A 14,338-nucleotide genomic window follows, 5' to 3' on the forward strand; every position below is an offset into this window, starting at 1 on the left:
ATATTCGCGTTCATCTAGTGACGTGGGAAGATTCCGGTTACCGTTGAGGTATGAATTTCTTCGATGATGATGAGAACACCCCGGAAGAGGACTTCGACCGCGTCGAAGTTGACTGTGGAATTGCCACCTCTGTTGAAAACGTGTGGGCAGTTGTCAGCGAACCCGGCTGGTGGGTTAATGACGGTCCGGTCGACGACCACGAGGTCGCCCTTGATGATGAGGGCATCTACCACGTGACTGACCCTGAAGCGGGCGAGTGGCTGGTTGAAAAAGCAGACGAGGATCCGATGGATGTCGTCGCCTTCCGCTGGTATCCGATCGCGTCCGATGAGCTCCCCGACGAATACGCGACTCGCGTCGAAATCTCCCTCTCTGAAGAGGGCGACTCGGTGAACGTTCACATCGAAGAGTCCGGCCTCTCGTCAGTCAGCGACGATGAAGACGAGGCCCGCCAAATGTGGGATGACGAAGCGGGGATGTGGGCTGAAGCGCTTGATGCGATCAAAGCTCACCTCGAAGCCTGAACCTTTCTTCAGACCGCCCACGCTGCAAGCCCTGGTGCTTTGTGGTGTGGGCGGCCTCGTGATTGAGGAAGAGAAAACGCGAAGGTGCAAGATCGTGTAAATCGACACGTCTGCGCCGGTGGGGCACGGTTGAGTGAATGCGAGGTGACTCGTTTGCCATGTGTCGCGCATGAAAAGGTAACGCGAAGGTGAAGTATCGTAAACAGTTATTGGGGCACTGTTAGCGAATGACGGACCTTGCACAGCAGCAGTGCTCGGCTTACCCGTAGTGTCGGCGTCATCACCGCCGACACACACGTTCGGCGATATCGTCGACGCGGAAGGAGTCTGATGAGTAGTCACGGCATGAGCGCGACCGGAACACCTGCGCCTAGCGCAGGAGCCGACACCGGCGAAAGTGGTCACCTGCAACGCAATCTGCAAAACCGCCACGTCCAGCTCATCGCAATCGGTGGCGCAATTGGCACCGGCCTGTTCATGGGCTCCGGCAAGACGATCGCCACAGCAGGCCCTTCGATCCTGCTGGTCTACATCATTATCGGCGCGATCCTGTTCATGTTCATGCGCGCGATGGGTGAGTTACTTCTGTCGGACTCGCGCTATCACACGTTCGCTGACATCGCCCGCGACCTCATCGGTCCCTGGGCCGGGTTCGTCACCGGCTGGACGTACTGGATGTGCTGGGTCGTCACCGGCGTCGCCGACGTGATCGCCATCACCGGATACGTCAGATTCTGGTGGCCACAAACGCCCGCGTGGATCCCGATTGTCATTACGACAGTCCTGCTGTTCTCCCTGAACGCGATGACCGTGAAGGCGTTTGGTGAAACAGAATTCTGGTTCGCGCTGGTCAAGATCGTTGCGATTCTTGCGCTGGTCGTCGTTGGTTTCATCATGGTCGCCATGCACACCACCTCCGAAGCTGGCACGACCGCTGCGGTATCAAACCTCTGGTCGCACGGCGGTGTTTTCCCGAAGGGCTTCATCGGATTCTTGGGTGGCTTCCAGATTGCTCTCTTCGCATTCGTCGGCATCGAACTGGTCGGCACGACGACCGCGGAAACCGCCGACCCGGAAAAGACTCTGCCCAAGGCGATTAACTCCATCCCCGTGCGCATCATGCTGTTCTACGTCGCGGCTCTCGCCGCGATCATGATGGTGACCCCGTGGGACCAGGTTGACCCCGAGCGTTCACCGTTCGTCACCATGTTCTCCATGACCGGCCTAGCGGCGGCCGCGACGATCGTGAACATTGTCGTTCTGACCTCTGCTGCATCGTCGGCGAACTCCGGCATCTACTCAACGTCGCGTATGCTGTTCGGCCTGGCGTCGCGCGGAGACGCCCCCAAGATCTTTGCCCGCCTGTCTCGCCGTCACGTCCCGAAGAACGCCCTGTTCCTGTCGTGTGTCTGCCTGCTGTCCGGCATTATCGTCATGGCGTCCGGCGGGTCGATCTCCGCGGCGTTCACGCTGGTCACATCCATGTCGGCAACCCTGTTCATGGGCGTGTGGGTCGTCATCATCGTCTCGTACCTGATTTACCTGCGTCGCTACCCTGAGCGCCACGAAGCCTCCGTCTTCAAGGCTCCGTGGGGCGCAGCATCCGCGTGGATCGTCTTCATCTTCATGCTGGCGATGGTCGCCGTCCTCATCCTGTTTGAGGACACGCGTCAGGGCTTGTTCACGTCCCTCGTGTGGATTGTCTTTATCGTCGGTGTTGCGCTGATCAATCGCCATCGCATGTTGAAACGCGCAGAGGAAGGCACCCTCGATCACGCGGTCGCCGATGTTTGACGCACAGGCGCGACTTCTCGCCCCTGTTGTCGACACATCCGGCATCTCCGTATCGCACGTCCTTTCATTTTCTGAAATATCGACCGCCTGAATTCGCAATCTGTGTATCCGCTGATTAGGCTTTACTTCAGTGCCACGGGAACCCGCACGCGTGCTGGGTTGAGAGGAAGGCAAAGTGCCTTCGACCGTCGAACCTGAACCGGATAATGCCGGCGTAGGGAGGCTTCCTACTCGTGAGCACCATGCTGTACACGAGAGGAGTTCTTCAGCATGAGTGACAACGTTGCATCCGCACCCCGCCTGAATTGGCGCGTCGTTGACATGGTGACCACCGCGATTCTTGGTGTTGCATGTGGTTTGCTGTTCCTGATCTGGAACCAGGTTGGTGGCTTGGGCTACGACGTTCTGGATGCAGTGACCCCCGGTTTCGGTGGTCTGATTACCGGTATTTGGCTGATCGGTGGCCCGATTGGTGGATTGATCGTCCGCAAGCCGGGTGCTGCAATCCTGGTTGAAGTCATTGCTGCTTCGGTTTCCGCTGCGCTGGGTTCACAGTGGGGTATTTCGACGCTGTACTCGGGTCTTGCTCAGGGTCTGGGCGCCGATATCATCTTCGCTCTCTTCGTTTACCGTCGCTTCAGCCTGACGGTTGCCGCCCTTTCGGGTGCCGGTGCCGGTGTGGGCGCGTGGATCCTTGAGTTCCTGGCGTTCGGCAACATGGCGAAGTCCTTCGGCTTCAACATCACGTACTTCATCACACTGATCATTTCGGGTGCGATTGCGGGCCTGCTGGCATGGCTGCTGGTTCGCGGTCTTGCGCAGACTGGCGCGCTGGATCGTTTCGCGGCCGGTCGCGAGGTTCGGACTCGCGTCTGATGAATTGACGAGGCCTGGACCCGCTGGCGAAGGCACAAGCCACCGCCAGCGGGTCCAGGCTTTATCGGTCTCTACTCTTTCTGGGGCGTTGCACTATGAGCACTAATCTGCCTGATCCCGGTATTCCTGCTTCTCACTCTGACTCGTTACGTGGGGAGGATGCCAAGGCACCTCGTACCCCCGCGTCGGTAGTGATCGAAGACTGGGGTTGGCGTCATGGCGGTCGTCTGAAGTGGACGCTCGATGGGGTGAATCTGCAGATTAACCCGGGTGAGCGCGTTCTGGTTTTAGGCCCAAGTGGCTCAGGTAAGTCGACGTTGATGGCAGGTTTGGCTGGCCTGCTCGGTGGGGAAGATGAGGGTGAAGCGCGAGGCTCCCTATTGGTCGAGGGCGAAAAGCCGGAGAATCTTCGCGGTCGCATCGGCTTGATGATGCAAGATCCTGAGGCTCAGGTTGTGCTTGCGCGTGTCGGTGATGACGTGGCGTTCGGCATGGAGAACCTCGGGGTTGTGCGCGAAGAGATTTGGCCGCGCGTTGATGCCGCTTTGGAAGCGGTTGGCCTGAATGTCAGCCGTGATCGCAATACGTCGATGCTGTCGGGCGGTCAGAAACAGCGCCTCGCACTCGCGTCGATTTTGGCGATGCAGCCCGGTCTTCTGCTTCTTGATGAGCCGACCGCAAACCTTGATCCGGAAGGCGTTGCGGGGGTTCGCGACGCGGTTGAGCGTGTCCTTGCTGTGAGTGGCGCAACGATGGTCGTTATTGAGCATCGCGTGGATGTGTGGGCATCGCTCGTTGATCGTGTGATCGTGATCCTCGATGGCGCCGTTGCAGCTGATGGTCCGATTGAGCAGGTGCTTGCCGAGCAGGGTGAGACGCTGAAACAGCGTGGCATCTGGCTTCCCGTCGACGATGTTGTTGCCGCGCTCGGAGCTAGCGAAGGAGAGAATCAGGCTCTCGATAACGGAGGGCAGACAGACTCCACTCCCATCCTGTCAGTTCGTGACCTGACGATCGGCTACTCACCGGAGCATCCTGTCCGCACCGGTATCAGCCTCGATATTCCGCGAGGCCAATCGACGTGCCTCGTTGGTGCGAACGGTGCGGGTAAGACGACTCTCGCTCTGACGCTCGCCGGCCTGTTACCGCAGATTGAAGGCACAATCAGAGCCGCTCCGAAGGATGGTCTTCCCAGCGAATCCGCTGACCCGCACGAGTGGCGTTCGAAAGACCTCCTAGGCCGAATCTCTATGGTCTTCCAGGAACCCGAGTATCAGTTCGTCTCTACAACTGTGCGCGGTGAGCTTGAGATCGGCCCTCGTCAAGAGGGAATCGATGGAGACGAATTGGTCGGCCTCGTTGATGAGCACCTGGCCGCACTGGGCCTAGCCGCACTTGCTGACGCGAACCCGATGACCCTGTCGGGTGGCGAAAAGCGCCGACTTTCTGTTGCGAGCGCGCTGATCAGCGCACCCGAACTGCTGATTCTCGATGAACCGACGTTCGGTCAGGATCGCACAACGTGGCTTGAGTTGGTCAGATTGCTTCGCCGTGCGCAGGCTCTCGGTACGACGCTCGTCTCGATTACGCACGACCCCGCCTTCGTCGAAGCGATGGGGCAGAACGTCATTGACCTCGGTAGCGTCGGCGTTGCGCCAGCGGGTGCGAATTCGTCGCTTGCGCCCTCGATCCCAACGGACGAGGCCGACCATGCTTCATCAGACGCCACCTTGGAAGAGAAGGCCGAGCATTCCGCCACGGAGCCGACGCGCCCCAAGCGTTTTATCGAATTGGTGAACCCGGTGACGCAGGTGCTGTCCCTGATTCTGATGACGACGCCGTTAATCCTGTCGATCGACGTCGTATCCGCCGGCATCGCGCTGGTACTGGAACTTTTGCTTCTGCCGGTGACGCATATTCGCGCTCGGACGATTGCGTTCCGCATGATCCCACTGTTCCTCGCAGCGCCTTTGGCTGCTCTGTCGATGTTGCTGTACGCGAACCCCGCGGGCGAAATCTTCTGGTCATTCGGTCCCGCAATCATCTCGGAGCGCTCGGTGTGGATGGCAGCCGGAATCTTTCTGCGCGTCCTGGCAATCGGCATGCCGGCAATCGTGTTGCTGTCACGGATTGATCCGACCGACATGGCGGATGGTCTGGCGCAGATCCTGCACGTTCCCGCCCGTCCCGTGCTGGCAACCTTAGCGGCGGCCCGCATGACCGGGCTGATGACCGCTGACTGGAAGGGCTTGGAGCAGGCGCGTCGGATCCGAGGAATCGGGGACGCTCACAAGGTCGTGTCACTGGCACGCGGTTCGTTCTCACTGCTCGTGTTCGCTTTGCGCCGTAGCGCGAAACTGTCTCTGACGATGGAAGCACGAGGCTTCGGCGCAACCGGACCTCGCACGTGGGCGCGCCAGTCCTCCATGGGCGTTCGAGACATCATCATGCTGATCGTCTCGATTCTGGTGCCGATCATCGCGTTGAGTGCTGCCGTCTATTTCGGTTACTTTGCCTTAATTGGGCGCTGATGATGACGAACAAACAGGCTGAACAACGTCGGTTTTCATCCGCTCTGGGTCAGCCGTTACCCGCCGACCTTGTCGAAGCGACGCTGACCCACGCGCACGCCTCAGCCAGCGAAACCCCGATCATTCTGGTTGACGGGCTGTCGGGCGCAGGCAAATCCACGTTTGCGCTCGCTCTTCGTGATGCCCTGAATGGCATGGCTGGCGGAGACAAGTGGCGAATCATTGGCCCCGACGAGTGGTATCGCGGTTGGCAGGGCCTCGCCGGTGCACAATCCATCACTGAAACGGTGATGGCTGACCTTCGTGCGGGTCGCATCGCCATCTATCGCCCCTGGGATTGGGAAGCATCCACTGAACGTGACCCAAAGCAGGTTCTTCCCGGTGTTCCCACGATCGTCGAAGGGTGCGGGGTGCTGACTGAGCGTAGTTGTGCGCTCGCGGACTACATTATCTGGATTGAAGCTGAGGGTGGCGAACCCGTCCGCTACGACCGCGCGATTGCCCGCGATGGAGACACATATCGGCCACATTGGCGCACCTGGGCCGAGCAAGATGATGCTCGCCTTCTGGTCGATCATCCACAAGAGCTCGCTGACGCGATCGTTCTGACCTGACGTTGCGTGAGCCTATTCGTTACCCAACGCATTCGTCTGTCCCATCCTCGCTTGAGCGTTCGCAGTGACTAGACTTCTCGCTGATGAATCCTTTCGACATTGCCTCCCCCGAGTATGCCTCGGTGCGTCCGGCATACCCAGTTTCGGTCGTTGACCAGCTTGTCGAAATGACGAGGCGAGGCTTGGCAGATCATTCCGCTGGCAAGAGTGATCTCGCTGGCGAGCAGTGCCCCCGCATTGCTGATATTGGTGCTGGAACAGGAAAAATGAGCGCGCTTATTGCCGAGCGTGGCATATGCGTGGAGGCTGTTGAACCATCAGAAGCAATGCGCCAGCAGATGAGTGAAGCACTCGAAGAGCGCTCACCGTGCTGGCGTCACCTCATCGCGATTCACGATGGAACCGCAGAAGATACCGGTTTGCCGACCGGCAGTGTCGACCTCGTTGTCTATGCGCAATCGTGGCACTGGGTCGACGAAGAGCTCGCGAGTCACGAAGCAAGCCGAATCTTGAAGGATCGCGGTGGGATTGGAGTGGTGTGGAACCAAATGGATGTTTCCATCCCCTGGGTTCATCGCCTGACCAGAATTATGAGGTCCGGTGACGTGCACCGACCCGACAAGCCACCGAGCTTTTCCAGCCAATTCACTGAGCCGGTGCTCGGCCTCGTGAACTTCGAAGAGTGCATCACCCCTGAGGACATTCTTCGCTTGGGCACCACGCGATCGTCCTACCTGCGTCAAAACGAAACCGGAAGGGCGCGGATGCAGGACAATCTGCGCTGGTACCTCTACGAACACCTCGCCTACGAGCCTGGAAAACCGGTGACCATTCCGTATATGACGCTCATGTGGACGGCCCATAAGCGCTGAAACACACTGAAAGAAGCGGCCCCGCTTTCCCAAAGAGGAAAACGAGGCCACTCAAACGTGTGAAGTCAGGAAAGCTGACGCTCACTTCTCCCATGGGTAAACGATGTTCGTCTGAGCGCGCATCTCGTCCAGAAGTTCCATCACGCGCAGGGTCGCTGACCTGGGCATCGTGTCGGATTCTTTCTTGCCGGCGGTCAAGCAACGAGCGACCTCGGCCGCCTGGTACTGGAAGCCGCCGGGGACGATGCCCGACCATTCAACGGTCTCACCATTTTCGGGCTTGCCTTCACCGAAAGTGCGCAGGCGCAGAGTCGAGGGACGGTAGAACTGCTCTTCCATCTCAATAGCGCCGCGTTCGAAAACAACTTCGCCGTAGGTCGCGGATCGGCCGTTGAAGTTCGAGGCCGCCATTGCCACCGCGGTGTCGGTCTTCAATAGGGCGGCGGACTGGACGTCGACCCCCAGATCGGTGAGGTTTGCGGTTGCTCCCACAAGCTTCACGTCCGGAAGAATCTGGTGGACGAAAGACATTGAGTAGACGCCAAGATCCATCAGAGCGCCACCACCGAGCTCGGGATCCCACGTGCGACGAATGTGATCCAGCTTTTGGCCGTGATCAGCGTGAACGGTCGAAACTGCACCGAGACCACCATTGGCGACAATCTGGCTGAGTACCTTCTGGTGTGGCAGGTGACGCGTCCACATGGCTTCCATGCAGAACAGGTCCTTTTCCTTCGCCAGATCCAGGACGCGCTTCGCGGAAACGGCATCCATGGTGAAACACTTTTCCACCAAGACCGGCTTGCCGGCGTTGAGGGCGAGGGTCGCCAGTTTCTCGTGCTGCGGGTGGATGGCGGCGACGTAGACGGCGTCAATATCATCGGCTGCAACGAGGTCCTCGTAGGAGTCGTAGGCCTTTTCGACGTTGTAGGTTGCGGCGAACTCTTGGGCGCGCTTCGGATCGCGAGCTGCGATACCTGCCATCACACCGGACGAGTAGGCGGCGACGTCATGAGCAAAAACTGCTGCAATTCCGCCAGCACCGAGGATGCCCCAGCGAATTGCGGGCGCTTCCATCGGATCAAGGAGTTCCACGCCTGCGGCCAGTTCGGCCAGGGGAGCGGGTAGAGGGGCAAGGGCTGTATGAGGATTCGACTGCGTTGTCATACCCTTATTGTTTCATAGCGAACGAAAATCGTCGCGTGGTCGAACAAGAGTACTCACGCACTGAGAATCAGAGCAGGTCCTTGCGCTCCATGTACTTCATCGCCAGCCAACCGAAGGGGATACGACCGTAGAACGTTACCAGACGGTAGAGGACCGCGGTGGGCAGGCCGATTGATAGGGGAACGCCGGCAACCTGAAGACCGGCGGTGAGGGTAGCTTCGACAGGACCAATACCGCCGGGCGAGGGGATGACAGAACCCAGAGAGTTCGAAGCCAAGTAGGTCAAAGCCAGTGACAGGAGGTTCATGGAGCCACCCATCGCGGCAAGGGCCGCCCAGAAAGCTCCGATGAAACCGACGTTCATCAGAACATTTCCGCCAAGAATGGCAAGCAGACGTTGAGGCTGTCCAACAATCCAGATCAGACGGGGGTGCACCTGAGTCCATGTCGGCTCGATCTTCGACCACACCCACTTTCTGAACTGCGGAATCGACAAGAGAGCTGCAATCACTGCAATGACAACGACAACGACCGCAAGGATCGTGCCATACGGCAACTGGACGGAGAAAGAACTGCCGTTGAGTACCATCGCGATCAGCAAGAACAACAGGATGAACGCCAACTGGATCAACTGTTGCAAGGTGACCGTGGTGGCAGCGACAACCGTGCCAACCTTCTTCTTTTTCAATAGTCGCAGGTTGACGACCGCGGGACCGACGCCGGCGGGGGCAACGATCGTCGCGATCGATGCGCCGATCTGGGCGGTGAGAGCCTCCCAGAAGCGCAGTTTCACGGGGCTGAGTGCCATCAGTGGAATTGCGCCACCAACCCATGTCAAGCATGCGAGTCCAAACGAGAGCACCATCCACCACGGGTTCGCCTGCGTCACCGCTGTCGTAATGTCTTCGAAGTTCATCGAGCCCAAAACAACGACGAGCGCCGTGAAAAGAACCGCCACCATGATTACGGTGCGCGGGCGGAAACGCTGAAGATCCGTCAGCTCCACTTCATCGTCAGATTCAACGCCCATCAACTGCGCGCGCAGATTTTCCGTCAGGTCAGTTCGGCGCACGTTTTGTCGGACGCTCGTCGGCAACACCGGTTCCTGTAACACGGCTGCGCACGAGGTCAAAATTTCGGGCGCCACCGTTCTGCGGGCCGATTCCAAAGCTCGTTCACTGCCGGCGGCAAGCGAGAGCAAGACAAGCATCTGGGCAATGTCGATACGGCGGTTGAGCTCAGTGGTTGCGACCTCGCCCTTTTGCCAATCGACAATCCACAGTTCCCCCCTATCGTCTAAGAGCACGGCATCCTGGGAAAGATCCCGGTGGCTAATACCGCTTCGATGGGCGGCACGAAGCTGCGTCCACGCCTCATCGAGCATCGCGTCACTGATCTGGTCAGCCTCGAATGACGTGAGCGGAGCCGTCGGTGGAAGCGCCTGCGATACGGAAATAAACGACTCGCCAGCCTGAGCGATTCCAGCAACGTCGGGGGTGTGAACACCAGCTTTACGGGCTGTAAGGGAAGTCAGCGTAGCGCGTTCCGTTGTTGCCTTCAGAGACGGGGAAATCCATCGCGAAATTCCGCGCAAGCGCACGTTGTTCCACACGTCAACAAGCGTTCCGACAATCTCGCGACCGGGATCCAACGCCACCACTTCATACAGCTGATCATCAACCGTCCACACCTGATAATGACGATTTTCGTCAACGTCAGGCCGACGATTCACCGTGTATTCGACAGTCTGCACGTCACGACTTTGAATGTGGAGCCGGCCTCGTGAATCTTCGATAATCGACCAAGCCGAAAGTGGTTCGCTTGATGTATCCAAATCGGTACGCACCACGCGAACTGGCACCAGACCCAAGTCCAAAAGAGCGGAAACGATATCCGTACCCGAGGCACGACGGTCCTCGAAGCCGAAAAACCACCGCGCAATTGAACCAACGATCCGCCCGATGAACACGGAAATGAACGCGCTTGGCAGAGTCATCGACGAACGCATCACGCCAAGGAAAACAATCACCCACAGGCCGATCCACGCCCAACGGACGGTTCGCATATTCTGCATCTCGCCCGCGACAGTGAACATTGCGCAGAGCGTGATCACGATCAGGTTGATCCCCAGCGCCGTTGACGTCGTATTGCCCAGCAGCGCGACAGCCTTCGCCACGCGAAGAGGAGCCGTGATGTCATCAGGTAGCAGTGAAGTCGCCCAGAGGAGCGCCCACCCCACCAGTACCGCGACGATCGCCGTGCCCACAGAATGAGCGATCGCGGAAATACGCCGACGCAAGGCCAGCGCAACCACAATCGCAATCGGAGCGATCAGGACAACGCTGCCCTCGACCAACGTGATCGGAAGAAGCAGAATTTCACGGATGAAACGAAAACGAAGAACATCCTCTGTCACACCCTGCGTAGTCGCGTTCGCAAAAACGCCGATTGCCCACGTGGCAGCGATTCCGAAAACACAGAAAAGTGCTTGAAACAAGTCCTCGCGACGTCGCCTGCGCGGAGTCTGCCTATCCGCATAGTGAACGGGGACGGGCAGACGGCCAGGTGTGTGGGGTTTCGCTTCATCATCCACGCCGTCGTCCGCCACGTCAGTTTCGGTATCCGCGGTGTCAGCCAGCGCTTCAGATTCCGCATAATTCTGCGGGTCTTCAGTGGTCTCGTGATCTGCGAGGGCAGAATCAGTCTGAGAGGAAACGTCACCGGAACCTGCGGGTGTGACGTCATCCTCTGTGTACTCCATGCTCTCAATCCTAACTGCGAGCGCGTGACGGGTAGGGTGTGAAGCGCGGGAATATGCCGAGCGCTATGTCCCGCCAACGCGCGAGAAAAGCTCGCACGAGTATCAAGGAGACTGAGTGATCATTTCGACCCTCGCCACCGACCTTCTGCCGGCGCTTTCGCCGATGGCCGATTCAAACTGGCTGAGCACGTTCATCGGTTGGTTCCATGATCCGGAGGGCTTGCTTCTAGCAATGGGCCCGTGGGTTTTGTGGGGCACACTTGCGATCGTGCTGATCGAGTCGGGCGTCTTGTTCCCGGTTCTTCCTGGCGATTCCTTGCTGTTCACAGCGGGTCTTCTGCACGACCGTCTGGGTTTGCACCTGCCAACTCTGGTCATCCTGACCTTCATCGCCGCATTCATCGGTGCGCAGATCGGCTATTGGCTGGGTGCGCGCTATGGCCGTCGCCTGTTCTCTGACGATGCGCGCTTCTTGAAAACCGAGCATCTGCACAAAGCGGAGAGCTACTTCCTGAACTACGGCGGTCGCGCGCTGGTGATTGGTCGATTCATCCCCTTCGTGCGTACTTTCATTCCGCTTGCTGCGGGCATTGCACGCTACCCCTACCCGAAGTTCTTGGCGTTTAACTCGCTCGGCTCGTTGCTCTGGGGCGCAGGCATCACCTACCTGGGTTCGGTCTTGGGTGGCGTCGACTTCGTTCACGATCACCTGTCGATAATTATTTTGGCGATCGTGTTCGTGTCTCTGATCCCGATGATCGTTGAGTTCATCCTTCACCGTTCGCACAAGGACCAGGCCGAACCCGCTGTAGACGCTGTAGACGCAGACACGCTTCCGCAGGAGTAAAACGTGTGTGGACAGTGGTGGGCCGCCGGACCGATCTTGGTGGAGATGGTGATGGCGCTGATTCTGCCGGGAGTCTTCTGGGTGCGCTCCTGGGTGCGCTCTTCCGTTATTGCGGTTGGCATTGCTCCTGCGATCACGCTTGGCTTCCTGACCATCCTGTCCGTTGTTTTTGATCGTAGCGATGTCACGTGGTCTCGTGAAAAAGTATTTCCCCTGCTCGGGATCGCTTTCGTTGTGGGATGCGTGAACTGGCTGTTTGCTAGCGCTCGCCGTGCTGGTGGAGGGCGCCTACAGCCGGGAAGCTTGCTGTCACACATTGGACCACGCCAGCCTCTGGGCGCTGAGCAGGCTCGACTACGAGCCTCAATGTGGATAATGATCACCGTCGGTACGTTCGTGGCAGCCCTTCCGATGCTGTTGCACGCAAGCCCGAGAAATCCTGTCCAGCAGTGGGATTCAACATTCCATTTGAATGGCGTATGGACGATTGTGCGAACCGGGAACGCTTCACCCTTCGGCGGTCTTTCTGACCTCTACGGTGGTCGAGACGTTTTCTATCCGACCACGTGGCACGCTTTCACCGCCCTGTTCGCAACCCCGAAGACAGTTGTTCTGACCGCGAATGTGACATCGCTGGTTCTGATGCTGATCTGGATTATTGGTGCGACCGCGATGACCAGCGTCATTACGCGTAAACGTGGAGCGATTCTTGCAGCCCCTGTTCTGGCAGGCGCTCTGTTGGATATGCCTGCGGACAATCTGACGATGTACAACCAGTGGCCACTGGCGACCGGTCTTGCTCTGATCCCAGGCGTTGTTGCGCTCGCGGTGATCGTCGGTCGGCGCTTGTTGGATGCGCGTCGGGTGGGTGTGGGCGCGCTTGCTCATCAGATCCCGTTGACGATCCTGCTACTGGCAGGAATGTTTGGTGCGTCGGTTGCTCACCCGAGTTCTGCGTTCACGATCTACGTCATGCTGATCGCTGCGTTCCTTTCGGGTGTCGGTGGGGGCGCGATTCGCGCCTACCGTCGAGGCTCTCGATCCCTTGCTTTCGTCGGGGGACTTGTCTGCGTGGCGAGCCTCGTCACCCCCTTCTTGCTTTTGACGACGGGCAAAATTCGCGCGATGGGCAACTATCCACGTGCTGGAATTTCGTGGGAGTACGCGTTTAGCCACACGTTCACGCCCGCGCCACCGTTCTCGCAAACGACCGCGATGACAATGCTGATCGCCGTCCAAGTTGTCCTACTGCTGGTCGGCATTGCGGTGAGCGTTGACGCCTTCAGCGTTTTCCGCATCGACGAGGCCGGGCCTGCTCAACATGCCGATACCTCCGATTGGGAGCCCGGTGCGATTTGGCCGATCGTCTCTTACCTGCTGTTCTGCTTCCTGACTTTCTTGGCGTACGCGCCGATCGGGGAATTCCGCACATTCCTTTTGGCCCCCTGGTACTTGGATCCGCGACGGATCATGGGAGGGCATGGGCTGACAATGGTGCCATTGATGGCGATCGGTTTCGAGCGGATTTCCTTCCTCGTTTTTGAGTGGGTAGCCCGCGTTTCACAGGGTGCGACCGCGCAGCTCACCCACGAAGATGACGGCGGAACCGAAGAGATAGCGCATGTCTTGAGAACCGAAGAAGTGGCGCAACCCGGCGGAGCTCAAGAGGGGGTGCAAGCCGGTGAAGCTGAAGAATCAGAATTCTTCGGAGCCAGCGAAACCGACGAACTGGTGGGCGCCAACATGGGTGAAGAACACCTGCCCGCACTGTTCCCACGCTGGTTGATCGACGTTGTTATCGGCGTCCTGCTTCTGCTACTCACCGGCGGAGGTGCTTTGGATGCGCGCCTTCGCGCCACCGACTACGTCTACGACCCAGAAAACCTGGGGAAGCCGGGCATGGCTGACACCGCTGAGCTCGCAATGATTCGTCGAATGCAACTGCTGATTCCCGGAGATTCGCTTGTCCTGGGTGATCCGATTGCGGGCGCGGCGTACACGGAAGTTCTTGGACAGCATGACGCGGTTTTCCCTCAGCTGTCGACCACCAATAACGAGGAACGCTGGCAACAGGTTCTGGTGAAACACTTCAACGAGATCCACGACAATCCCGAAGTGTGCGAGGTCGTCAATCAGATGGGGATCACGCACTACTACGCCGATGAAGACGGAAAGTATTACAACTTCCTGCGTTCGTCTCGATTCCCGGGCCTGTACAACGTTGATACCTCGTATGGCTTTGAATTAGTGGATCAAGGCGGAACCGCGAAGCTCTACAGGATCACGGCATGTGGCGCCGTATCTGAGAACGCCGACTCTGCGTCTGCGGAAAACAAATAACGAAGGACATCA

10 protein-coding genes and 1 riboswitch are annotated in these 14,338 nt (G+C 58.6%); of the genes, 8 read left to right on the plus strand and 2 right to left on the minus strand.

All coding sequences use genetic code 11. The annotated features are described in order from the left end of the window. Positions 1–50: 50 nt before the first annotated feature. The 6 genes from AC5RE1_RS01075 to AC5RE1_RS01100 all read left to right on the plus strand — a co-directional run bounded on the left by AC5RE1_RS01075 (position 51) and on the right by AC5RE1_RS01100 (position 7,211). Entirely contained in the window at positions 51–524 is a 474-nt protein-coding gene (locus AC5RE1_RS01075) for an SRPBCC family protein (protein WP_006680547.1), read from the plus strand. A 345-nt stretch (positions 525–869) separates the two neighbouring features. After that, positions 870–2,318, plus strand: a complete 1,449-nt coding sequence (locus AC5RE1_RS01080) for an amino acid permease (RefSeq protein WP_179370312.1) — start codon at positions 870–872, stop codon at positions 2,316–2,318. 125 nt (positions 2,319–2,443) lie between these two features. After that, positions 2,444–2,556, plus strand: a riboswitch (TPP riboswitch). Between the two features lie 32 nt (positions 2,557–2,588). Next, positions 2,589–3,194: an ECF transporter S component gene (locus AC5RE1_RS01085; RefSeq protein ID WP_101628070.1), complete on the plus strand. Its 606-nt coding sequence runs from the start codon at positions 2,589–2,591 to the stop codon at positions 3,192–3,194. 95 nt (positions 3,195–3,289) lie between these two features. Further along, positions 3,290–5,725, plus strand: coding sequence for an ATP-binding cassette domain-containing protein (locus tag AC5RE1_RS01090; protein ID WP_179370061.1), 2,436 nt, complete (start codon positions 3,290–3,292; stop codon positions 5,723–5,725). A 2-nt stretch (positions 5,726–5,727) separates the two neighbouring features. Further along, positions 5,728–6,339, plus strand: a complete 612-nt coding sequence (locus tag AC5RE1_RS01095; protein WP_101628068.1) for a nucleoside/nucleotide kinase family protein — start codon at positions 5,728–5,730, stop codon at positions 6,337–6,339. A gap of 83 nt (positions 6,340–6,422) precedes the next feature. Then, positions 6,423–7,211: a class I SAM-dependent methyltransferase gene (locus AC5RE1_RS01100; protein ID WP_101628067.1), complete on the plus strand. Its 789-nt coding sequence runs from the start codon at positions 6,423–6,425 to the stop codon at positions 7,209–7,211. A gap of 81 nt (positions 7,212–7,292) precedes the next feature. Here the strand turns inward: AC5RE1_RS01100 and AC5RE1_RS01105 are convergent, their stop codons facing one another. After that, on the minus strand, positions 7,293–8,378 hold the full coding sequence (locus AC5RE1_RS01105) for a Gfo/Idh/MocA family protein (protein ID WP_179370060.1): 1,086 nt from the start codon (positions 8,376–8,378) through the stop codon (positions 7,293–7,295). Positions 8,379–8,445: 67 nt separating this feature from the next. Beyond that, entirely contained in the window at positions 8,446–11,139 is a 2,694-nt protein-coding gene (locus AC5RE1_RS01110; protein ID WP_179370059.1) for a lysylphosphatidylglycerol synthase domain-containing protein, read from the minus strand. A gap of 163 nt (positions 11,140–11,302) precedes the next feature. Between AC5RE1_RS01110 and AC5RE1_RS01115 the strand changes: the two genes are divergently transcribed. Then, positions 11,303–11,986, plus strand: coding sequence for a DedA family protein (locus AC5RE1_RS01115; RefSeq protein ID WP_050998781.1), 684 nt, complete (start codon positions 11,303–11,305; stop codon positions 11,984–11,986). A 3-nt stretch (positions 11,987–11,989) separates the two neighbouring features. After that, on the plus strand, positions 11,990–14,326 hold the full coding sequence (locus AC5RE1_RS01120) for a DUF6541 family protein (protein ID WP_179370058.1): 2,337 nt from the start codon (positions 11,990–11,992) through the stop codon (positions 14,324–14,326). Positions 14,327–14,338: the final 12 nt, after the last annotated feature.

This window comes from Actinotignum sp. usb-actsch-rep-73 (genome assembly GCF_059082735.1).

Bases quoted from the DNA above. Each gene is read 5' to 3' on its own strand.
- AC5RE1_RS01115 (WP_050998781.1), top strand. From the start codon at position 11,303: ATGGCCGATTCAAACTGGCTGAGCACGTTCATCGGTTGGTTCCATGAT.
- AC5RE1_RS01110 (WP_179370059.1), bottom strand. From the start codon at position 11,139: ATGGAGTACACAGAGGATGACGTCACACCCGCAGGTTCCGGTGACGTT.
- AC5RE1_RS01095 (WP_101628068.1), top strand. From the start codon at position 5,728: ATGACGAACAAACAGGCTGAACAACGTCGGTTTTCATCCGCTCTGGGT.
- AC5RE1_RS01105 (WP_179370060.1), bottom strand. From the start codon at position 8,378: ATGACAACGCAGTCGAATCCTCATACAGCCCTTGCCCCTCTACCCGCT.
- AC5RE1_RS01090 (WP_179370061.1), top strand. From the start codon at position 3,290: ATGAGCACTAATCTGCCTGATCCCGGTATTCCTGCTTCTCACTCTGAC.
- AC5RE1_RS01085 (WP_101628070.1), top strand. From the start codon at position 2,589: ATGAGTGACAACGTTGCATCCGCACCCCGCCTGAATTGGCGCGTCGTT.
- AC5RE1_RS01080 (WP_179370312.1), top strand. From the start codon at position 870: ATGAGCGCGACCGGAACACCTGCGCCTAGCGCAGGAGCCGACACCGGC.
- AC5RE1_RS01075 (WP_006680547.1), top strand. From the start codon at position 51: ATGAATTTCTTCGATGATGATGAGAACACCCCGGAAGAGGACTTCGAC.
- AC5RE1_RS01100 (WP_101628067.1), top strand. From the start codon at position 6,423: ATGAATCCTTTCGACATTGCCTCCCCCGAGTATGCCTCGGTGCGTCCG.